This is a genomic window from Caulobacter sp. SLTY, from assembly GCF_009905535.1.
Classification (GTDB): Bacteria; Pseudomonadota; Alphaproteobacteria; order Caulobacterales; family Caulobacteraceae; genus Caulobacter.
Map to the genome: position 1 here is coordinate 1 of NZ_JAAALA010000043.1, position 20,173 is coordinate 20,173.

Below are 20,173 nucleotides of genomic sequence, written 5' to 3' on the forward strand. Positions count from 1 at the left end.
GTGATGAAGCCTTCGGGATCGACGAACCAGGCTTCCGCCGCGCCCTGTTCTCGCGCCGCCACCAACGCCAAGGCCGAGGCCGGCGTCGGGGTTATCACCCTGCCGGAGAACCGCTGGGGCCGTTGCGACATCAAGACGGTCGGTCTGCTCCCCAACGTCCTGGCAAAGCAGGCGGCGCGAGAACAGGGCGCGGCGGAAGCCTGGTTCGTCGATCCCGAAGGCTTCATCACCGAAGGCGCCTCCTCCAACGCCTGGATCCTCCGCAAGGACGGCGTTTTGGTCACCCGAGACACCGGCGCCAACATCCTGCGCGGCATCACCCGCCACAGCCTGCTGGACGTGATCGCCGCCGCCGGCCTGAAGGTCGAGGAGCGCCCCTTCACCCCCGCCGAGGCGCTGGACGCTCAAGAGGCCTTCATCACCGGCGCCGGAACCCTGGTCACCCCGGTCACTTCCATCGACGGCAAGCCGATCGCCAATGGTCATCCGGGAGAGATGGCGCTCCGCCTCCGGGGCCTCTATATCCAGCACGCCCAGAATGCGGGCATCTGACGTTTGAACCCAGTACCGCCGTTGCCGCGTTATGGACCGGCGGCCTAACACTGAACTCCGTGTGTGGTCGGCGCTGTGCCGGCCGAACCAAGAAAGAGGGATAACCCCCGATGACCGACAAGAAGCAGAATCTGCAGGACACCTTCCTCAACAGCGTGCGCAAGTCCAAGACGCCTCTGACCATCTTCCTGGTCAACGGCGTAAAGCTGCAGGGCGTGGTCAGCTGGTTCGATAATTTCTGCGTCCTGCTGCGGCGGGATGGACAGAGCCAACTGGTCTACAAGCACGCGATTTCCACCATCATGCCGGCCCAGCCCGTTCAGCTCTACGAGCCGGGTCCCGAGCAGGACGATTGACCCAGAACCACATCGACCACAGCGTCCCCGTTCAACACGCCCTCGTCATCCATCCGGTGAGGGCAGGGGCGAACGCCCGTGATCCCCAGGCTCGACTGGAAGAGGCCGTCGGCCTCGCCCTGGCGCTCGACCTGGAGATCGCCGAAACCCTGATCGTTCCCCTCCGCGGGAAAACCCCGGCCACCCTGTTCGGCAGCGGCAAGGTCGAGGAACTGCGCCTGCTCTGCGAGGTCGAGGAAATCGACGTCGTGGTGGTGGACGACCAGCTGACGCCGGTCCAGCAGCGGAACCTGGAGAAGGCCTGGAAGGTGAAGGTCATCGACCGCACCGGCCTGATCCTGGAGATCTTCGCGCGCCGGGCCCGCACCCGCGAAGGCAAGCTGCAGGTCGAACTGGCCCGGCTGGCCTACGAGCGCTCGCGCCTGGTCCGAACCTGGACGCACCTTGAACGCCAGTCCGGTGGGTTCGGCCGCACGGGTGGTCCTGGCGAAACCCAGATCGAGCTCGACCGCCGCGGCATCGCCGATCGCATCGTGAAGATGAAGAAGGAGCTGGAGGAGGTGCGCCGCACCCGCACCCTCCACCGCACGGCCCGCCAGAAGGCGCCGTACCCGACCATCGCCCTGGTCGGCTACACCAACGCCGGCAAGTCGACGCTGTTCAACCGGCTGACCGACGCCGAGGTGCTGGCCAAGGACATGCTGTTCGCCACGCTGGACCCGACCCTGCGCACGGTGAAGCTACCCGGCGGCCGTCCCGCCATCCTCAGCGACACGGTGGGCTTCATCTCCGACCTGCCGCACGAGTTGGTCGAGGCCTTCCGCGCCACCTTGGAAGAGGTGCAGGAGGCCGACGTCGTCCTCCACGTGCGCGACATCGCCAGCCCCGACAGCGACGCCCAAGCCGCCGACGTCGAAAAGGTGCTCGACGAGATCGGCCTCGACCCCGAAGCCGATGACGTCACCCTGATCGAGGTCTGGAACAAGATCGACCTCGTCCCCGAGGAGGACCGCGCCGACGTGGAAGGCGCCGCCCGTCGCGACGGGGCCATGGTGGCCTCCGCCATCACCGGCCAGGGCTGCGAGGCCCTGCTCAATGAGCTGGCCCTGCTGGTCGACGAGACGCCGGAGATCGACGTCACCCTGGAGCCCGGCGCCGGCGAGGCCCTGGCCTGGCTCTACCGCCACGGACGGGTCACCGACCGCCACGACGCGGCCGATGGCGGCATGACCGTCCGCGCTCGCCTCGACGGCCAGGCGCTGGGCCGGTTCGAGCGGCTGTTTCCCTCAGCGCAGGTCGTCGTGCCGTGACGGAGCTGGTCACCGCGCGCCTTCTGCTACGCCCGGTGACCCCCGCCGACGAGGAAGACCTCTACAGCCTCGAACGCGACCCGGAGGTGATGCGCTACCTCAACGGCGGCCGCCCGACCCCGCGCCACCCACCGCCGGTCGACGACCAGCCCTTCCGCATGCCTCGCGGAACCGAAGACGATGTCTGGGCCGCCTTCGCCGACGAACGGTTCATCGGCTGGTTCAGCCTCTGGGTCGGCGACGACCGCGTCGGCTGGCTCGGCTACCGGCTGCACCGCCACGCCTGGGGCCAAGGCTTTGGCCACGAAGGCGCCGCCGCCCTGGTCGATCACGGCTTCCGCGCACAGGGCCTGACCGCCATCCATGCCACCACCATGGCCATCAACCTGGGCTCCCGCCGGATCATGGCAAAGCTCGGCATGCGCCACCTGCGCACCTATGACGAGCCGCACGACGATCCCATTCCCGGCGCCGAAGAGGGCGAAGTCGAGTACGGGGTGAGCGCCGCCGAATGGCTCGGACAACACTGATTTCCCTCGCCACCAAATCCTTGCCGCCGGCGCCATCCGGGCGCAGGGTCCGCCACCGCTTCAAAGGGAAATCGATGCGTACTCTTCTCACCGTGACCGCCGCCGCCTGCCTCGTCGCCACCAGCGCGCTCGCCGCCCCGCCGCCGCTGGTCCCGCTGCCCAAGTCGATCGACGGCGGCGCCAAGCTGAGCTGGGTCATCCGCCCGGACTCCGACAAGACCTCCGCCCTGGCCAATGACGACGGCGCCCGACACGGCCGCGCCACGGTTGAATGCGTGATCAACAGCGCCGGGCGTCCGAAGGATTGCACGGTGATCTCGGAAGAAGGCAACAACTTCGGCCGATTCGTCACCGACCTGGCCGGCAACTTCAAGGCCGCCAGCAAGGACGCTGACGGCAAGCCCGTCGAGGGCCGCAAGGTCCGCCTGAAGTATGCCCTCGAGAAGGGCGGCAGCGGCAGCCACCCGTAGGCACGCACCGTTTTGATCACACGCGTAATCGGTCGTTGACACGATCGTTCATGCGTGTAATCGATTGGCCGTCGAAAGGATGATGGCCTTGCGGATCAGTGGCGCGGAAAGTCTGGTGATGGAGGCCCTCTGGGGGCGTAGTCCGCTGGCGGCCGAGGACATCGTCGCCGAGGTGGCTAATCCCCAGGGCTGGACCGAGGCCACCGTCAAATCCCTGCTGAACCGGCTGCTCAAGAAGGGCGCGGTGGCGGCCGAGAAGGACGGCCGCCGCTTCCTCTACCAACCGCTGGTCTCGCGCCCGGACTATGTCCAGGCTGAGAGCCAGGGCCTGCTCGACCGCCTGTTCGACGGCCGTCTGGCCCCGATGGTCAGCCATTTCTCCAAGCGCCAGGCCCTGAGCGAGCAGGACATCGCCGAGCTCCGCGCCCTGGTCGAGGACCTCGACAATGAGCGGTGACCTCATCGCCCTGCTGCTCGAGATCAACCTGGCCCTGGCCGCCGTCATCCTGCTTGTCCTGGCCCTCCGCCTGCCGGTGCGGCGACTGGCCGGCCCCCGCCACGCCTACGCCCTCTGGGCGGTGGTCCCGCTGGCGGTGCTGGCCGTGCTGATGCCCGCCCGGGTCGTCACCGAGACCCGCATCGTCCCATCGATCGGCGCGGCTCAAGTTCAGCCGGCGACTCCGGCCCAGAGCGTCTCAGCACCGGTAGCCAATTCCAAAGGCCGGATATCGCGAGACGCGGCCTGGAAGGCGCTGACCCTGCTGTGGCTCGGCGGCGTCGTCCTTGGCCTGGTCATCCAGGGTGGCCGACAAGCCCGGTTCCTGAACTCCCTCGGCGACCTGCGTCGCGAGGGCGCACGGACCTTCCGCGCCGCCCGCCCCGGCGTCGGCCCGGCGGTGGTAGGGGTGCTCCGTCCGCGGATCGTCCTGCCCGCCGACTTCGACCGCCAGTTCACCCCGGACGAGCAGCGGGTCGTCCTGGCCCACGAACAGGCCCACTTGGCCGGTGGCGACGCCCAGATCAACGCGCTGGTCACCGCCCTGCAATGCCTGTTCTGGTTCAACCCCCTGGTCCACCTCGCCGCCAACTGCCTGAGGGTCGACCAGGAAATCGCCTGCGACGCCGCCGTCCTGGCGCAATACCCCGGCGAGCGCCGCCGCTACGGCGAGGTGATGCTCAAGACCCAGCTGGCCCCCAACGCCCCGCCGCTCGGCTGCCACTGGCCCGCCGGCGCCGCCCGCCAGCTGAAGGAGCGGTTCGGCATGCTGAAGGTCCGCCCCCACGGCCCGGCCCGCCGTCTGGCGGGGGCTATCGCCATCGGCCTGGTGGCCGCCGGCGGGGCGATCGGCGCCTGGGCCGCCCAGCCGCCCCGCACAGTCGAATACCGCACCACCGGCGACGCGCTCCTCGCCCGAGCCCTGTTCAAGGCCATCCGCGCCAAGGACCCCGCCGAAACCGACCGCCTCATCCAGGCCGGCGCCAACGTCAACCAACGCCTGCCCGGCGAAGGCACGCCCCTGATCGAGGCCGCGCGCCATGGAAGGCTCAACCTTGTCCAGTTGCTTCTCGCGGCCGGCGCCGATCCCAACCTCTCCCTGTCCCGCGACGGCAGCCCGCTGATCGCCGCCGCCGACCACGGCCACCTAGAGGTCGTCCAGGCGCTGGTCGAGGCCGGGGCCGACGTCAACGGCTTCGTCCTATATGACGAGACCCCGCTTATCGGCGCGGCGCGCGGCGGACACCTGGCTATCGCCGCCTACCTGATCGACCAGGGCGCCGAGGTGAACCTCACCGTCCCCTCCGGCAATGGCCCCGGCAAGGTCCGCTCCCCCCTCAGCATCGCCACCGAATGGCGACGCACCGAGATGGCCGCCTACCTGCGATCCCGCGGCGCGACCGGCTAGCGCCGCACCCCATCCACATCGACGAAGGAAACACGATGGCGCTCATCGACGCCCAAGCCTTGCCTGACGCCAGCCGTATCGAGGCCGACCTGATCATCGTCGGCGGCGGCCTGGCCGGCATCACCATCGCCCGCCAGTTCCTCGGCACGTCCGTCCGCATCGCCGTCCTTGAGGCCGGCGGCCGAGACATCGACATGGACGCACAGGAATTCTACGTCGGCTCGGCCACCGTCCGCGCCCCTGGCAATCCCGACCGCGAGCTCAACAATTATCCGGTCCAGTCCCGCACCCGCGTGCTGGGCGGCTCCGGCATGGTCTGGGGCGGCAAGTGCGTGCCGCTCGACCCCTCCGACTTCGCCGAACGCCCCTGGATCCCGCACAGTGGCTGGCCGATCACCCGCCAGGATCTGCAGCCCTATTACGACCGCGCCTGCGACCTCCTCGAAATCCCCCATTTCCCGCCAAACGCGCCGCCAGCCGGCCCGGCCATCGATGTCGGCCCAGACTTCTTCTCCGCCCCTCGCGTCTTCACCCGCTACTCCGGCGGAACCGACGAAGACGCCTTCGACCGCTTCAGAACGGAGTTCGCGTCAGCGCCCAACGTCGACGTCTACCTGCACGCCAACGTCACGCGCATCGGCCTCAACGCCGCCGGCGACCGGGTCGAAACCCTCGACATCGCCTGCCTGAACGGCCGCCGCCACAGCACAGCGGCGAAGTCCTACATCCTCGCCACCGGCGGCATCGAGAACGTCCGCCTGCTGCTGGCCTCCAACGACCGCGCCCCGGCCGGCGTCGGCAATGGCCACGACCTGGTCGGCCGCTTCTTCCAGGCCCACGTCGTTTACGCCGTCGACGGCAACGCCGAGACCGAAGGCTCCGCCATCCAGCTCTCCCCCGGCCAGCCCACCGCCCTATACATCAACCTCAAGCGCGGCGGCCCGCAGTCGGTGTTCGCCGCCACTCTGGAGGGCCAGAAGCGGCTGAACAGCGGCAACTTCACCTGCACCCTCTACGCCAACGCCGGCCCGCCGGCCCCAGGCGGCGTGGCCGAGGAAACCGCCGCCATCGGAGCGCTGGCCGCCACACTGGACGGCAAGGCGGGGCAGGGTAGGGGACCCCTGGTGGGCTGCTTCCTGATGGCCGAGCATTTCCCCAATCCCGACAGCCGCATCACCCTGCGCCCGGAGAAGGACGCGCTCGGCCTTCCCCACATTCACATGGACTGGACCTATTCCGCCGCCGACCTCGACGGCCTCGAACACGCCGTCGATGGCTTGGCCGACGCCCTGGGCGCTCGTGGCAAGGGCCGTCTGTGCTGGCCCGGCGAGCGTTCGGCGCTGGTCGCCATCGGCAATGCCTCGCGCCACCACATGGGCGCGACCCGCATGCACCCGGACCCCAAACGCGGCGTGGTCGATGCAGACTCCAAGGTCCACGGCCTGGCCAACCTGCACATCGCCGGCAGCTCGGTGTTCCCGACCTCCGGCATCGCCAACCCGACACTGACCCTCCTGGCCCTGGCCATCCGCCTGGCCGACCACCTCAAGCCCCAGCTCGGAGCCACCCGATGATCGCCCGCCGCGACCTGATCGTCTTCCTCTCCGCCTTGTCCGCTGGCGCAGCCAGCGCAGCCATGCCGGTTCTCGCCGCCGAGCCCTCACTTCTGACCGGCCTCGACAAGACCGCCGGCGGCCGCATCGGCCAGGCCTGGTTGAAAGAGAATCCCGGCGCCACAGCCGCCGCCCTGACCCGCCGCCTGGCCCCAAAGGGCTGGTCCCCGGCCACCCTGGAACGCCTGCGCCTAAAGGTCGCCGACGACTTCCGCCAGGGCCGCGTCTTTCGCCATCGCGGCTGGCGCCTGGCCGATACTGAAGGGGCGCTGTTCGGCCTGCTGGCCCTGACAGCCTAGCGTTGACGGGCTTGCCGGCATCGCGCCGCTCGGGCAGTCTCAACCGCCTTTGGGGGAGCTACAGATGCGCCGCTTGATCCTCGCCGCCTTCGTTACGGCCTGCCTGTCGCCAGCCCCGAGCTTCGCGGCCCAACGCCTGCCCGTCCCGAAGGCCATCGACGGCGGGGCCAAGCTCAAATGGGTGGTCAAGCCCGACATGCTGCAGATCAGCAAGCTGGCCGGCGACCACGGCGTCCACCAGGGCCACGCGGTCGTCGAATGCGTGATCAACGCCCGCGGTCGTCCGAAGGACTGCGTCGTGACCGAGGAACAGGGCAGTGGGCAGGGCGCCTTCGTCAGCGAGCTGGCCGGCCGCTACCAGGCCGCCAGCAAGGACGGTGACGGCAAGCCGGTCGAGGGCCGCCGTGTCCAGTTCGCCTTCGGAACGGGGCCGGCAAGGGACGCCTAAAGCTTTTCCGCCGCTTTTGCCGCGTTCCACAGCCCGTCCATCTCGGCGAGATCCGACTGCTCGGGCGTCCGCCCGTCCTTGGCCAGTTCCGCCTCGATGAAGGCGAAGCGCCGGGCGAACTTGGCATTGGTGGCGCGCAGGGCGTCCTCGGGCTCGACGTCCAGCTTGCGAGCCAGGTTGGCGACCACGAAAAGCAGGTCGCCCAGCTCCTCCCGCATCTTTGCCTTGTCGCCGGCCTCGATCTCCGCCTGCAGCTCGCCGACCTCCTCGTGCAGCTTGGCGATCACCTCGGCAGGCGAGGGCCAATCGAACCCCACCCGGCCCGCCCGCTTGGTCAGCTTCACCGCCCGCGTCAGCGCCGGCAGCCCGGCGGGTACATCGGCCAGCACGCCGGTCTTCGCCTTGGCCGCCCGCTCGCTCGCCTTCATCACCTCCCACGCCTGGGTCTGCTCCTGGGCCGACCGCACCTCGACGTCGCCGAACACGTGCGGATGCCGGCGCAGCATCTTGTCGACGATCGCCTCGGCCACGTCGTCGAAGGCGAATGCGCCCTGTTCTTCGGCCATCCGGCTGTGGAACACCACCTGGAACAGCAGGTCCCCCAGCTCGTCCTTCAGGTCCCTCAGGTCGCCGCGCTCGATAGCGTCGGCCACCTCATAGGCCTCCTCCACAGTATAGGGCGCGATGGTCGCGAAGGTCTGCTCCAGGTCCCAGGCGCAGCCCCCGTCAGGATCGCGCAGCCGGGCCATGACGGCGAGCAGCCGGTCTATCGGCCGATCAGTCGGCGGGTTTGGGGAGGACATCGGGCGTTATGGATACCGGCTGTACAGCGACCAGATCTTCGGGTTGTGGCGGGGGCACGGCGCCGTCCTTCTCGCCGAGCTGGCGGAGGATATCGGCGTGCTTCGCCTCGGTCAGGGGATAGCCGATCATGCAGGCGGCGGCGAGCAGCCCGATGATCCCCGGCGCGAAGGCGTAGAGGTATTCCAACCCCTGCATCGACAGCGGCGTGCTCAGGGCCGGGGTCTTGGCGTCGAAGCCGATGGCCTCCAGGGTGATCAGGCTGAGCGAGGCCAGCGCCGTGCCGATCTTCACCGTCCCCGTCAGGATGGCGTACAGCAGGCCCGTGCGGTCCTGGCCGGTCATCAGCCGCTCCTCGTCGGCATAGTCGGCCATCATCGAGCGCAACAGCAGCGGCCCGGCGGAGAAGGGCAGGCCGGCCGCAATCAGGAAAGGAATGGCCAGCAGGAAGTTCCCCGCCGGCAGCATGACCACCACGAACTGCACGATCGCATAGACCACGCAGCCGGCGATCAGCGCCTTGGCCTTGCCGGTTCGCTTGGCCAAGGTCGTCCAGATCACCGCCCCGAACACCGCCGCCAGGAAATAGACCAGCAGCAGGGCGATCGGCTCGATGCCGGTGAACCCCTTCACCCGAGTGAAGTAGAAGAAATACAGGATGCCGGTGATCCCCGGCGCCAGGCCCGTCAACAGGTCGGCCAGCAGGATCCGCACCACGGTTGGGCGTCGGATCAGCCGGAAATAGTCAGCCAGGGTCGCGTCATGGGCATGCGACACCGACTTGGACGGCGTCTCCTTGACCCGCCAGACGGCGATGCCGACCATGATCGGCAGCAGCGCCAGGATGAACCACCCCTGGTACTGGATGACATCGTCCGGCCCCTTCACCAGCTGGGCAAGTCCCAGGATGATCGGCAGGCCGAGGATGCAGATCATCCCAACGACGTTGAACGTCTGCCACCAGCCGTACACCTTCGACCGCTCATTGTAGTCCGTCGACAGGGTCGCGGCCCATGAGGTGTGCGACAGAACGGCGATCGAATATCCGCCATAGACGAACAGCAGGGTGGTGAAGAGGTACCAGAAGCCCACACCCTCCTTGGCGAAGAAGAGCATGTAGATCGACCCCATCAGGATCGGCACGCTGATCGCCAGCCAGCTGCGGAACCGCCCGAACGACCACCGCGTCCGGTCCAGCACCGTGCCGAAGATCGGATCGAAGATGACGTCTAGCAGGCGCACCGCCAGGAAGGCATAGCCGACCAACGCCAGGTTCACCCCCAGGGTCTCGGAATAATAGGTGGGAACGGTGATCACCAGCGGCAGCCCGAAGGCCGCCAGGGGAATGCAGGGCCCGGCGAACGCCGCCAGTGTGCCGATGGAACGCCGACCGTCCGCCATAGAACCTCGCCAATGGGATTCGGCGTATGTGATCGCCGTTAAGCGATCACACCGCGCCAACGCCTCTCTGGCAAGTGAATTGGCGGTCAGGTGTCACGCCAAATTGAGCAGTCAGTTGCCGGCGCCCGCCGCGTTGCGAGCCAGCCGCAGGGCGAACCGATCAAAAGTCTGCCGCGCGTCCGACCAGGTGGACGACGGATAGGCCCAGCGAATGTCGGTCTCGTACCAGCGATAGGACACCGGCGCGGTCCGCCCGTCGGCGGTGGTCACCGTACCGCTGATCGAGGCCCCGCCGACCCCGAAGCTATCGTAGGAGAGGCCCGGCTTGTCTGACATCTGCTGGATAGTCGGGCGGTTAGGGACAACATCCTCAAGCACCAGTTCGATGGTGGCGTCGTCCAGGGCCGGCGTCTTGGCCGCCCGTTTCAGCACGGACTCCCTCAGATCCTCCGCCAGCCGATCGACGTCGCGGGCGCCGTATTCGTCGATCTTGTCCTGCAGCTTGGCGCCATAGGTGACGGTCACCTGCGGCTCCGCAGCCACCGCGCCGAGGGCGGGGAGGGTGGCCAAGGCGGCTGTGGCGGCCAGGATTGCGATGCGCATCTGCGTCTTCCTCGTCAAATCGTCCCCTCGACATAAAGATAGCGCACCTCTACGGAACCGCCAGCCCGCTGTTACCTAGTGACAGCGTCCCCGGGCCTTGGCAGGTTCGGGGGCTGATTCTGATATGTGGAGGGAATCCATTGAATACCGCTGATATCATCGACGCCGTCGCGTCGAAGGACGACAAACTGACCAAGGCTCAAGCCAAGGCCGTTGTTGACGGCGTCTTCGCCGCCATCCGCGACGCCGCCGTGAAGGGTGAAGAGGTCTCCATCCCCGGCTTCGGCAAGTTCAAGGTTCAGAACAAGCCGGCGCGCACCGGCCGCAACCCCTCGACCGGCGCGACGATCCAGATCGCCGCCAGCAAGAAGGTCTCCTTCCAGGCCGCCAAGGCCCTGAAGGACGCTCTCTAAGAGACCAGTCCACAAGGCTGTTCCAGCGCCCACGACGGGAGACCGTCGTGGGCGTTCGCGTATCGGCACGCCTCAGGAGGACGGAGGAGGGGAGAGCCCGGGAAGCTACTCGCCCGTCACGCGATTGATCGCTGGCGAACGGCCCAGGCCTTCGCCTATCATCGTTCCATGAGCCCGACCCTGTCTCCCGACCTCCTCGACCAGTCCGCCGGCGCCATGGCCGAGGCGCTCGCCGCCCGCCGGGTCGGCGCCCTTGAGCTGACCGAAGCCGCCATCGCTCGCATCGAGATCCGCGACAAAGCCCTCAACGCCGTGGTCGTCCGCGATTTCGACCGCGCCCGCGAGGCCGCCCGCGCCGCGGACGCCGCCCTGGCGGGAGGCCAGAGCGCCCCGCTGCTCGGCGTGCCGATGACAGTCAAGGAGTCCAACAATGTCGCCGGCCTGCGCACCTGTTGGGGCACCCCGATGTTCGGCGACTGGAAGGCGGCGAGCGATGCGGTGGCCGTGGCCCGCCTGAAGGCCGCCGGGGCCATCATCCTCGGCAAGACCAATGTCCCGCCCTTCCTGTCGGACTGGCAGTCGAACAACCCGATCTACGGCCGCTCCCGAAATCCCTGGAACCTCGACCGCACCCCCGGCGGCTCCTCCGGCGGGGCGGCGGCCGCCGTGGCTTCCGGCATGAGCCCACTTGAGCTCGGCTCCGACATCGGCGGCTCGATCCGCGTCCCCGCCGCCTTCTGCGGCGTCTACGGCCACAAGCCCAGCTACGAGATCGTCCCCTCGCGAGGCCACCAGCCGCCGGGCATCGACGGCGCGCCGGCCCCGCTGGCCGTGGTCGGCCCCCTGGCCCGCACAGCTGCCGACCTGGACCTGGCCATGGACGTCCTGGCCGGCCCCGACGGTGACGCCGCCACCGGCTGGCGCCTGGTCCTCCCGGCCCCGCGCCACGCCCGACTGTTCGACTACCGCGTCCTGATCCTGGACCAGCACCCCATCGCCGCGACCGACGGTGAAGTGCGCGCGGCCCTGGCCCGCCTCGCCGCCGACCTGGAAGGGGCAGGGGTCAAGGTCTCCCGCGCCAGCCCGCTGCTCCCGGACCTGGCCGCCCTTCACAGCACCTACGGCGCCATGCTGAACACCGTCATGACCCGCGGCAGCCCCCAGCCCGCCCCGGTCGACGCCCACGGCTGGCTCGGTCTCCTGGACGCTCAGCTTGGCCTCCAGCGCCAGTGGGCCGTGCTGGCCGAGACCTTCGACGTGGTCATCGCGCCCGCCTTCGGCCGCACCGCCTACCCGCATGACGACGAGCCGGACACCGCCCGCCGCGTCCACATCATCGACGGCGCCCCGACCCCCTATTTCGACCAGCTCGCCTGGCCCGGTATCGCCACGCTGCTCGGCCTGCCCGCCACCGCAATCCCCTTCGGGCTCAGCGCCGACGGCCTGCCCATCGGCGCCCAGGTCATCGGCGCGGCCCTCGAAGACCGCACCACCATCCACGTCGCCCGCCTGTTGGAAGAAGCCTTCGGCGGCTTCCGCCCCCCGCCGGCGCGTTGAACCCAACCAGCCGGCAGTGGTCTTGGCGCCCCCCTCCCTGAGGGAGGGGGGAGGGGGAGGGTTTACGGTGCTGGACGGTTTTCTTTCGTAAACCCTCTCCCTCCACCGCTGCGCGGCGGGTCCCTCCCTCTCCCTCAGGGAGAGGGGCATCGAGGGCCGCCGAAGTCTATGCCTCTACTGGGAAGCGAACGAGGGCGGGCAGGGGACTTTACAAACCCCGATCGCCAGGCAACAACCGACCCGCTCTTCGGGGAGTAGCCGTCCGCGCCTCCAGCGGAACCATCGTCACCAGCACGCGGTCCAAGGACCCTGGCGATGGAGGCGGATCGACCGATCCGTACTGGTCAGACCGACGACGCCTTCCCCGGTCAGGGCCGCGGGGGTCGGGCGTCGTTGTGTTTCGCCTGGCCCGAAGGAAGACGACCATGACCCGCATCCTCCCCCTCGCCGCCCTGCTGCTGTCCGCCGCCCTGCTGACCGCCTGCGAAGACGTCGCCGGGGCCATCGACCAGGTCGACCAGGCCGCCGCGACCGCCCGCGAAGCCAGCGAAAAGCTCCAGCAGGGCGCCGAACTCGCTGAACGCGCGGCGCAGGATCCCGGCGGCCTGGTCCGCGACGCCGCCCTCGGGGCCCGCTTTACCCGCACCGCCACCGCAGAGGGCAACCTCTTCGTTCTCACCGACATCGCCACCGGCTGCCAGTACCTGGCTACCTATGCCCCGGACGGCGACACCATCCAGTCCATTGCCCCCCGCACCGGCGCTGATGGCCGGCAACGCTGCGTCGCCCCGGCCGGCGGGGTGGGCAAGGCGCCTGATGCCGCGTCCCTGGTCGGCAAGACCGTCGGGACCGGCCGCTGATAGGGCAGGGGACGTTTTCAGCCCCTGCGTGTACAATCCCGCCAGGAGCACCGTCATGCGCAAGACCATTGTGATTCTGGCCCTGGCGGCCGCCACGCCCGCCGTAGCCCAGCAGCAGGCCCAGAGGTCGGCTAAGCCGCCGACGGCCCAGGAGCTTGGCATCCGGGAATTCGTGCTCTCCGGTCAGCCGGAAGCCTGTTGGTCCGAAGTCCAGAAAACCTCGAAGGTCGCGCCCCAGCGCGTCATCCCACTCGGCGCCGCGCCCCGCGCGCGACACGAGAGGGCTGTTATGCGGCTGGTCGGCGGCTGCATGGTCCCGGTCATCGTCAACCACAACGTCGAGCGCAACCGCTAAGAGGCCGTCATCTTGCCAGCCGATTACCGCTGCGACGCCTGCCGCCTGTGCTTCACGCTGGGCGGTTATCACTATCATTCCATGCCGGACGGCTTTGTCGGAAAGAGCTTGTCTGTCTGTGGCGCATGTGGCCGCCAGCATGCCATCGAGTACGCCGCGCCCGACCGAGGGCCAGAACGGTTTGAGCTGTATGAGCTCGTCTTGACGGACGTGCTCGCCGGTGCCGTCGCGACTGTGGCGCGATGGCTTCGCAGAAATCGCGGCGTTTCGAGCGCCGAGGCGCTGGAAATCATTCGCAGCGCCCCGTTCGTTCTGATCGAGCGCGACGGCCATGATCGGATACGGGACCAACTGGATAAGCTTGAGCCTGACGGCGTCGTGGGGAGCCTGCGCTTCCTAGAGTCGATTCCCAACCCAGACTACGGCCCGCTGCAGAGCGACCGCGTTTTCTATGCGGCCGCTAATGTGCGGGACGTCGAAGGCGAGGGGGAAGGTGCCTGCCACCATCGTCAAGCCTGGGTGTGGCTGGCGGCAAGCCAGCCCGCGCCTGCTTCCGATGTCCGGGTTTGTCCCTCTCAACTAGCATGTGAAGCCTGCGGCGCGTCGGACATGATCGACGACGCAGGCGATGCTCTTTCATGCCCCGGCTGCCACCAGGGGACAGCGCGGATGACATGCGGTTGGATAACATGAGCCAGCCCGAGCGTGAGCGGCAGCCCGAAACGTTTCTCGCCTAAGATATATTATCGGAAATAATTATACTCGGGCGATACTCAAGAGCGCCCCGACACCCCAAACACCTTTGAAAACGATCGCCGCGGACCGGCGCCAGCCTTAGTCGTCCAGTTCGACCTCGAACGACAGCTCGTCGAACCCTGCCTCGACACCGGCCGGAAGCTCCGACTGCAAGCGTTTGAAATCCATGTCGATATGGAGATTGGTCAGGATCGTCCGGCGCGGCTTCACCTCCGCCGCCCAGGTCAGCGTCTGTTCCAGGTGCGCATGGGTCGGATGCGGCGTGTAACGCAGCGCATCGACGATCCAGGTGTCCACGCCCTCCAAGGCATCGAAGGCCGACTGCGGCAGGCCGTTGACATCCGGTGTGTAAGCCACGGCTCCGAAACGGAAACCCAGCGAGCGAATCTCGCCATGCTCGACATCGAAGGCCACGGCCGGGATCGGTCCTGACGGCCCTTCGACCTCGAACCGCACGCCCAGCCCCGGAATGGCGCGCGCCTCGCAGATGGCCGGATAGCCGCCAGTCGATTGGAATATGTAATTGAACCGGCGCGTGAGGATCTCCGACGTTCTCGCATCCATCCAGGCCGGAATCCGGCTGCGCTGGTTGATGGCGAAGGCGCGGATGTCGTCGATCCCGTGCGCCTGGTCGGCATGGTCATGGGTGAAGAGTATTGCGTCAAGCCGTTGTACTTGCGCCGATATCGCCTGTTCTCTGAAATCGGGAGAAGTGTCGATCACCACCGTGGTCGAAGGCCCCTCCCCCAAACGTCGAAGGAGGAGGGAACAGCGCCGCCGCCGGTTCTTCGGCTCGGCGGGATCGCAGGCGCCCCAGTTTCCATCGGCCCTCGGCACGCCGCCGGACGAGCCGCTGCCGAGGATGGTGACCTCAAGCCGGCTCAAGGCCTGGGGATCCGGTCGAACAGGGCGAAGAAGGCGTCCTCGGTCCGCTGTTCGGCCTCCTCCAGGGTCCACCCCCGAACCTCGGCCAGTTTCCCAAGGATATGAGGTAGATAGGCCGGTTCGTTGCGACGCCCGCGCATTGGAACCGGCGCCAGATAGGGGCAGTCGGTCTCCAGGATGATCCGGTCGGCCGGCATGTCGGCAATGACCGCCCGCACATCCTCGGCGGCCTTGAAGGTGGCGATGCCCGACACCGAGAACCAGGCCCCCAGCGCCGCCGCCCGCCGCGCCAGCTCCGGGCCGCTGGTGTAGCAGTGCATGAGCAGCTTGAACGGCCCGGCGGCGTATTCCTCTTCGAGGATGTCGCCCATCACCTCGTCCGCTTCGCGGGTATGAACCACCAGCGGCAGCCCGGTCTCCCGCGCCGCGATGACATGCTGGCGAAACACCGCCGCCTGAATGTCGCGTGGGCTGAGGTCGTAGTGAAAGTCGAGGCCGCATTCGCCGATGCCGATCACCTTCGGCCGCCCGGCCAACCGAATCAGCTCTTCCGCCCTAAGCTCCTGATTTTCCTTGGCTTCGTGCGGATGGGTCCCGACCGTCGCCCAGATGTCGCCATGGGCCATCGCAATGGCGTGCACCGCCTCGAAGGACGAAACCTTGTCGCAGATCGTGACCATCATCCCGATCCCGGCGGCGCGGGCGCGGTCGATCACCTCCGCCTGGTCGTCGGCGAATTGGGGGGCGTGCAGGTTGACGTGGCTGTCGATCAGCATCAGGCGGCCGCGCGCCTCAAGGCCCGCACAGCGGTCCAGAAACTGTCAGCCCGGTCCAGGTTCAGCGCCTCGGCCTCCCTCGGGATGCTCTGCAGCAGGTCCCAGACGTCGGCCCAGCGGTCCAGGTCGTCGCCCTGCCCGCTCATCGCCTGGTCGGTGGCCATGGTGCGAACCCGGTCGCTCAGCCGCTCGAACAACATCTGGAACCGCTCAGCCCCCTCCCCGCCCCGGAAACTGTCGGCCAGGGCCAGCAGGGGCGCCGGATTGGGGTGTTTCAGGCTGTTCAGCATCTCATGGGCCGTATCATCGATGGCCAGCATCCCCAATTCGCCCATCCGCAGCGCCAGCCCTGGCGCCCCGCCGGCCATCTTCACCAGCCGGGCGGTGTCGTGGCCATCCAGGCCCGAGCGTTCGCGGACGATGGCCTCGGCCGTGTCCTCGTCCGGGGTTCGGAAGGCCAGGGTGCGGCACCGCGACCGGATCGTCGGCAGCAGCCGCCCCGGCGCATGACTGACCAGCAGCAGCACCCCGCGCGGCGGCGGTTCCTCCAGGGTCTTCAGAATGGCGTTGGCCGCGTTGACGTTCAGGTCGTCGGCCGCATCGACGATGGCCACCCGGTACGGCGCCTGGGCCGGCGACTTGGAGAAGAACTCGGGCAGCTGCCGCGCCTCATCGACCGGGATCACCTTTCGGACCTTGCCGTCCTCGCCCACCCGCTCCAGCACCATCAGGTCCGGATGGGTCCGCGCGGCCATCAGCCGGCTGGCCACATGGTCCGGGGTGGACGACAGCGGCCCCCCTACCCCATCCCACGGCGCACCCAGCAGTCGCCGGGCCGCATGGTATGCAAAGCTCGCCTTGCCCACCCCTTCAGGCCCGGTCAGCAGCCAGGCATGGTGCAGCCGCCCGGAGTCCAGCGCCGCGACGAACGCCGCCTCCTGCGCCTCATGGCCCAGCAGCCGCATCGTATCGCGCGGGTGCAGGCCCTCAGCCATCCACCCGCTCCAGCCGCGGTTCCACCGCCGCCCGGATGTCGGCCTCGACGGCCTCCGGCGAACGGTCCGCGCTGAGCACCACACAGCGGCCGGGATCGTTGCGGGCGATCTCCAGGAAGGCCTGGCGCAGCCGCTCATGGAACGCCGCCCCCTTGGCTTCGAACCGGTCCTCGCCCCCGCCCCGGCTCATCGCCCGCGCCAGCCCCTCCTCGACCGACAGGTCGAGGATCAGGGTCAGGTCGGGCTTCAGCCCCTCCAGCACCGTGGTTTCCAGCGTATCGATCAGCCGGGGATCCACCTGCCCGCCCGCGCCCTGATAGGCCCGCGTCGAATCGGCGAACCGATCACAAATCACCACCTTGCCGTCGGCCAGCGCCGGGCGGATCACCCGCTCGATGTGGTCGCGACGCGAGGCATACATCAGCAGGGTCTCAGTCACCGGGGACCAACGCTCCGGCGGCCCGTTCAGCACGATGTCGCGAATCGCCTCCGCTCCGGGCGAGCCGCCGGGTTCGCGGGTCAGCACCAGCTCATGCCCAAGCGCCTTCAACCGCTCGGCCAACCGGCGCACCTGGGTCGATTTCCCGGCGCCCTCGCCGCCCTCGAAGGTGATGAAGAATCCACGTGCCATGGGTCCAGACCCATCGACTGGAACGGCCGATGAGTCTAGCGCCCGGCGATCAACTTTGCGTCCGGAAAGCCGAGGGCGGCGACCGCTTCCCGCAGCCGCGCCGCGTCCTCGGCGTCACGCCCGGACTCGACCACCACCCGGTAAAGCGTCCGCCCGTCCCGCTGCAGCGGCACGATCCGCGCCCGGCCGACATCGCGCAGCGAGTTCACCGCCTTCTCGGCATTGCCCCGGTCGGCAAAGGCCCCCGCCTGAACCGCCCAGTCGCCGCCGCGCCCCTCCACCGGACGACGCGGCTCCGGATCGGCCACTACGCCGGCATACTGCAGCGTCCGGTCCTTTCCCCGCTCCGGCGCCGGTCCGACGTAGCGCACCCGCACCCGCGCGGTCCCCTTGCCAGAAAAGCCCAAGGCGTCGGCCCCGGCCCGCGACATGTCGATGATCCGGCCTGACACGAACGGCCCCCGGTCGTTCACCCGCACCTTGATCTTCCGCCCGTTGTCCAGGTTGGTCACCTCGACGATGCTGGGCAGCGGCAGGGTCTTGTGGGCGGCGGAAACCACCCACATGTCGAAGGTCTCGCCATTGGCCGTCTGCTTGTTGTGGAACTGCTGGCCGTACCAGCTGGCCTCGCCCACCTCGTTGTAGTTGGGCTGATCCTTCGGCGTGTACCAGATGCCGCGCACCTGATAGGGCCGCATGGTCCCCGGAACCCGCTTGCCGCCGCTACCGGGGGATGGCGTCTGCGCACTGGGCCGGCCCGACATCTTCGGCTTAGGCGCGCCTGCACAGGCCGCCAGGCTCGCGCCCGCCGCCAGGATCACCGCCAGTCGCCAAGGGTTGGAGCGCCACATCGCGCGATCCCCTTCCAGTCCGGCGACCACGATAGGCGCCCGCCGGTTGGAACGAGGTTAATGACGCTCAAACCCTTTGGCGCAGGCTCCACCGCTGCTATAGCCCCGCCTCCGGAAGGACAGGTGGCCGAGTGGTTTAAGGCAGCGGTCTTGAAAACCGCCGTGGGTGTGAGCCCACCGTGGGTTCGAATCCCACCCTGTCCGCCAGCAGCCCCGGTCAAACGAGCCGGCCGGAAGGCTGCTTGTTGGCCATGACGTCTTCGGGCACATCTGCCGAGTGGCGTTCACCGAACCGGCCTTCCTGCTTTTCTTTGTTCCACTGGCCCTGCTGGGCTTCTGGGCGGCTGCGCGCATCTGGGGCAAGGACGCGGCGCTGGTCGCCGTCCTGATTGCGTCCTGCCTGTTCTATGCGGCCTACGGGCTCCGGGTCTTCACCCTGATGGCGGCGGGGACGCTCATCAACGGAGCTGTCTGCCTGGCCCTGATCCGCCTGCCGGGAACGCGGCAGCGATTGCGAGTCGGGCTGTTCTGGAGCGCCCAGGCGTGGAATTTCGGCACGCTGGCGCTGTTCAAGTATCTGGCGCCGATGGTTGGCCTGGCCCAGGCGACAGAGGGCAGCGCCATTCCGGTCGGCATCTCCTTCTATACGTTCCAGCAGGCGGCGTTGCTGGTCGACGCCTTCAACCTTGATCGCCGCGTGGTGCAATACCTGCCCGCCGGCCGGCCGGTGGGGGGGATGGTCCGCTTCGGGGCCTTCCACACCTTCTTCCCGCAACTGGTCGTCGGCCCCATCACCTATCTGTCGGAGTTCGGGCCGCAGGCGCTGTCGCAACGGTTCGGCCGTTTCAAGCGCACCGACCTGGAGGTCGGACTGACCCTGATCGCCATCGGCCTGTTCAAGAAGGTGGTCATCGCCGACTCCCTGGGCCGGATCACCGCCCCCGTGTTCGACGGCCTGGCGCAGGGCGCGCCCGCCAACAGCGCTCAGGCCTGGCTGGCGGTGACCGGCTATTTCGCCCAGCTGTATTTCGACTTTTCCGGCTACAGCGACATGGCCTTGGGTCTGGCCCGGCTATTCGGTATCCGACTGCCGTTCAATTTCGACAGCCCCCTGCGAGCCAGCGGTATCGCCGACTTCTACCGCCGCTGGCACATCACCCTCACCCGGGTGATCGGGCGGTTCCTGTTCACGCCGCTCTCCCTGTGGGGCGCGAGGACGGCCGCGGAGAAGGCGTTGCCGATACCGGCGGCGCGGGCCCTGTCGGCCTGGGGGCCGATGCTGGTCAACTTCCAGGTCATCGCCCTGTGGCACGCGGCCCTGCCCACCTTCATGCTGTTCGGGCTGATCCACGGGCTCTGGTTCATTTTGGAAACGGAGGTCAGGGCCACCAAGCGGTGGCGTCGCTTCAAGAAGGCGACCACCGATACGTTCCGGCTCAGGGTCGGTCAGGCGCTGACGATCCTGCCGCTAATGCTGACCTTCGCGCTATTCCGGTCGGCGGACCTTCAGGTGTTCGCCAGTCTCGTCCAGGCCCTGCCCCTTACCGCGCCGGCGCCGGTGAACTGGCCGGCGGCGGCGCAGGTGGCCGGCGCCTTTGCGCTGATCTGGCTGGCGCCCAACTCGCAGGAGCTGCTGCGCCGCTATCGGCCTGGCATTCGGACCTGGAACAACCCGTCGACAACACCCGGCCCGCTGCGTGTGGAGTGGCGGCCGACCCTGCTGTGGGGACTGTTCGTCGCCGGGCTGCTGCTCGGCGCGCTGTCGATGATCGCCTACCGCACGCCTTTCATCTACATGGGGTACTGA

Annotated in this window: 24 protein-coding genes and 1 tRNA gene; 17 read left to right on the forward strand and 8 right to left on the reverse strand. The window is 68.3% G+C overall.

Going from position 1 to position 20,173, the window contains the following annotated elements; genetic code table 11:
• From GVN21_RS18605 to GVN21_RS18650, 10 genes are all read left to right on the forward strand, one after another.
• The coding region (locus tag GVN21_RS18605) for an aminotransferase class IV (protein ID WP_205690172.1) at positions 1-552 on the forward strand (552 nt) is incomplete at its 5' end.
• Between the two features lie 110 nt (positions 553-662).
• Positions 663-908 (forward strand): RNA chaperone Hfq, encoded by a 246-nt coding sequence (gene hfq / locus GVN21_RS18610; protein ID WP_166576241.1) that lies wholly within the window; start codon positions 663-665, stop codon positions 906-908.
• Complete coding sequence (gene hflX / locus GVN21_RS18615; protein ID WP_166576242.1) at positions 905-2,218, forward strand: GTPase HflX; 1,314 nt, start codon at positions 905-907, stop codon at positions 2,216-2,218. The genes hfq and hflX overlap by 4 nt, the downstream gene beginning before the upstream one ends.
• Positions 2,215-2,748 carry a GNAT family N-acetyltransferase gene (locus GVN21_RS18620; RefSeq protein WP_166576243.1) on the forward strand — a complete coding sequence of 178 codons (534 nt, stop codon included), beginning with the start codon at positions 2,215-2,217 and terminating at the stop codon, positions 2,746-2,748. The genes hflX and GVN21_RS18620 overlap by 4 nt, the downstream gene beginning before the upstream one ends.
• Positions 2,749-2,822: 74 nt before the next feature.
• Positions 2,823-3,218, forward strand: coding sequence for an energy transducer TonB (locus tag GVN21_RS18625; RefSeq protein WP_166576244.1), 396 nt, complete (start codon positions 2,823-2,825; stop codon positions 3,216-3,218).
• 88 nt (positions 3,219-3,306) lie between these two features.
• Positions 3,307-3,675, forward strand: coding sequence for a BlaI/MecI/CopY family transcriptional regulator (locus tag GVN21_RS18630; protein WP_166576245.1), 369 nt, complete (start codon positions 3,307-3,309; stop codon positions 3,673-3,675).
• Positions 3,665-5,122, forward strand: a complete 1,458-nt coding sequence (locus GVN21_RS18635; protein ID WP_166576246.1) for a M56 family metallopeptidase — start codon at positions 3,665-3,667, stop codon at positions 5,120-5,122. The genes GVN21_RS18630 and GVN21_RS18635 overlap by 11 nt, the downstream gene beginning before the upstream one ends.
• A gap of 35 nt (positions 5,123-5,157) precedes the next feature.
• Complete coding sequence (locus GVN21_RS18640) at positions 5,158-6,696, forward strand: GMC family oxidoreductase (RefSeq protein WP_166576247.1); 1,539 nt, start codon at positions 5,158-5,160, stop codon at positions 6,694-6,696.
• Positions 6,693-7,034: a hypothetical protein gene (locus GVN21_RS18645; RefSeq protein WP_166576248.1), complete on the forward strand. Its 342-nt coding sequence runs from the start codon at positions 6,693-6,695 to the stop codon at positions 7,032-7,034. The genes GVN21_RS18640 and GVN21_RS18645 overlap by 4 nt, the downstream gene beginning before the upstream one ends.
• 64 nt (positions 7,035-7,098) lie before the next feature.
• Complete coding sequence (locus tag GVN21_RS18650; RefSeq protein WP_166576249.1) at positions 7,099-7,482, forward strand: hypothetical protein; 384 nt, start codon at positions 7,099-7,101, stop codon at positions 7,480-7,482.
• On the opposite strand, the gene mazG is transcribed toward GVN21_RS18650, so the two are convergent.
• From mazG to GVN21_RS18665, 3 genes are all read right to left on the reverse strand, one after another.
• Complete coding sequence (mazG, locus tag GVN21_RS18655; RefSeq protein WP_166576250.1) at positions 7,479-8,285, reverse strand: nucleoside triphosphate pyrophosphohydrolase; 807 nt, start codon at positions 8,283-8,285, stop codon at positions 7,479-7,481. The two genes, GVN21_RS18650 and mazG, sit on opposite strands and share 4 nt — an antisense overlap.
• Entirely contained in the window at positions 8,260-9,684 is a 1,425-nt protein-coding gene (locus tag GVN21_RS18660) for an MFS transporter (protein WP_166576251.1), read from the reverse strand. The genes mazG and GVN21_RS18660 overlap by 26 nt, the downstream gene beginning before the upstream one ends.
• A 111-nt stretch (positions 9,685-9,795) precedes the next feature.
• On the reverse strand, positions 9,796-10,287 hold the full coding sequence (locus tag GVN21_RS18665; RefSeq protein ID WP_166576252.1) for a hypothetical protein: 492 nt from the start codon (positions 10,285-10,287) through the stop codon (positions 9,796-9,798).
• A gap of 140 nt (positions 10,288-10,427) precedes the next feature.
• Here GVN21_RS18665 and GVN21_RS18670 point away from each other — a divergent pair, with 140 nt between their 5' ends.
• The 5 genes from GVN21_RS18670 (at position 10,428) to GVN21_RS18690 (ending at position 14,165) form a co-directional block, all read left to right on the forward strand.
• Positions 10,428-10,700, forward strand: coding sequence for an HU family DNA-binding protein (locus GVN21_RS18670; RefSeq protein WP_166576253.1), 273 nt, complete (start codon positions 10,428-10,430; stop codon positions 10,698-10,700).
• Between the two features lie 168 nt (positions 10,701-10,868).
• Complete coding sequence (locus GVN21_RS18675; protein ID WP_205690173.1) at positions 10,869-12,257, forward strand: amidase family protein; 1,389 nt, start codon at positions 10,869-10,871, stop codon at positions 12,255-12,257.
• A gap of 425 nt (positions 12,258-12,682) precedes the next feature.
• A complete protein-coding gene (locus GVN21_RS18680; protein ID WP_166576254.1) occupies positions 12,683-13,117 on the forward strand; it encodes a hypothetical protein in 435 nt (144 codons plus the stop codon).
• A gap of 55 nt (positions 13,118-13,172) precedes the next feature.
• Positions 13,173-13,472, forward strand: coding sequence for a hypothetical protein (locus tag GVN21_RS18685; protein ID WP_166576255.1), 300 nt, complete (start codon positions 13,173-13,175; stop codon positions 13,470-13,472).
• 12 nt (positions 13,473-13,484) lie between these two features.
• Positions 13,485-14,165 (forward strand): hypothetical protein, encoded by a 681-nt coding sequence (locus GVN21_RS18690; RefSeq protein WP_166576256.1) that lies wholly within the window; start codon positions 13,485-13,487, stop codon positions 14,163-14,165.
• Positions 14,166-14,306: 141 nt separating this feature from the next.
• Here the strand turns inward: GVN21_RS18690 and GVN21_RS18695 are convergent, their stop codons facing one another.
• From GVN21_RS18695 to GVN21_RS21270, 5 genes are read right to left on the reverse strand one after another with little or no spacing between them, the layout of a single operon-like run.
• The gene (locus tag GVN21_RS18695) at positions 14,307-15,113 is read right to left on the reverse strand and encodes an MBL fold metallo-hydrolase (protein WP_205690174.1); all 807 of its coding nucleotides are present in this window, start codon (positions 15,111-15,113) and stop codon (positions 14,307-14,309) included.
• Complete coding sequence (locus GVN21_RS18700; RefSeq protein ID WP_166576258.1) at positions 15,110-15,889, reverse strand: TatD family hydrolase; 780 nt, start codon at positions 15,887-15,889, stop codon at positions 15,110-15,112. Before GVN21_RS18700 ends, GVN21_RS18695 begins: the two co-directional genes overlap by 4 nt.
• Positions 15,889-16,884 carry a DNA polymerase III subunit delta' gene (locus GVN21_RS18705; RefSeq protein WP_166576259.1) on the reverse strand — a complete coding sequence of 332 codons (996 nt, stop codon included), beginning with the start codon at positions 16,882-16,884 and terminating at the stop codon, positions 15,889-15,891. Before GVN21_RS18705 ends, GVN21_RS18700 begins: the two co-directional genes overlap by 1 nt.
• Entirely contained in the window at positions 16,877-17,515 is a 639-nt protein-coding gene (gene tmk, locus GVN21_RS18710) for a dTMP kinase (RefSeq protein WP_166576260.1), read from the reverse strand. Before tmk ends, GVN21_RS18705 begins: the two co-directional genes overlap by 8 nt.
• A gap of 35 nt (positions 17,516-17,550) precedes the next feature.
• Positions 17,551-18,366 (reverse strand): septal ring lytic transglycosylase RlpA family protein, encoded by an 816-nt coding sequence (locus GVN21_RS21270; RefSeq protein WP_166576261.1) that lies wholly within the window; start codon positions 18,364-18,366, stop codon positions 17,551-17,553.
• 117 nt (positions 18,367-18,483) lie between these two features.
• Here GVN21_RS21270 and GVN21_RS18720 point away from each other — a divergent pair.
• A tRNA-Ser gene (locus GVN21_RS18720) sits at positions 18,484-18,573 on the forward strand.
• Positions 18,574-18,643: 70 nt separating this feature from the next.
• Positions 18,644-20,173 (forward strand): MBOAT family protein, encoded by a 1,530-nt coding sequence (locus GVN21_RS18725; protein ID WP_166576262.1) that lies wholly within the window; start codon positions 18,644-18,646, stop codon positions 20,171-20,173.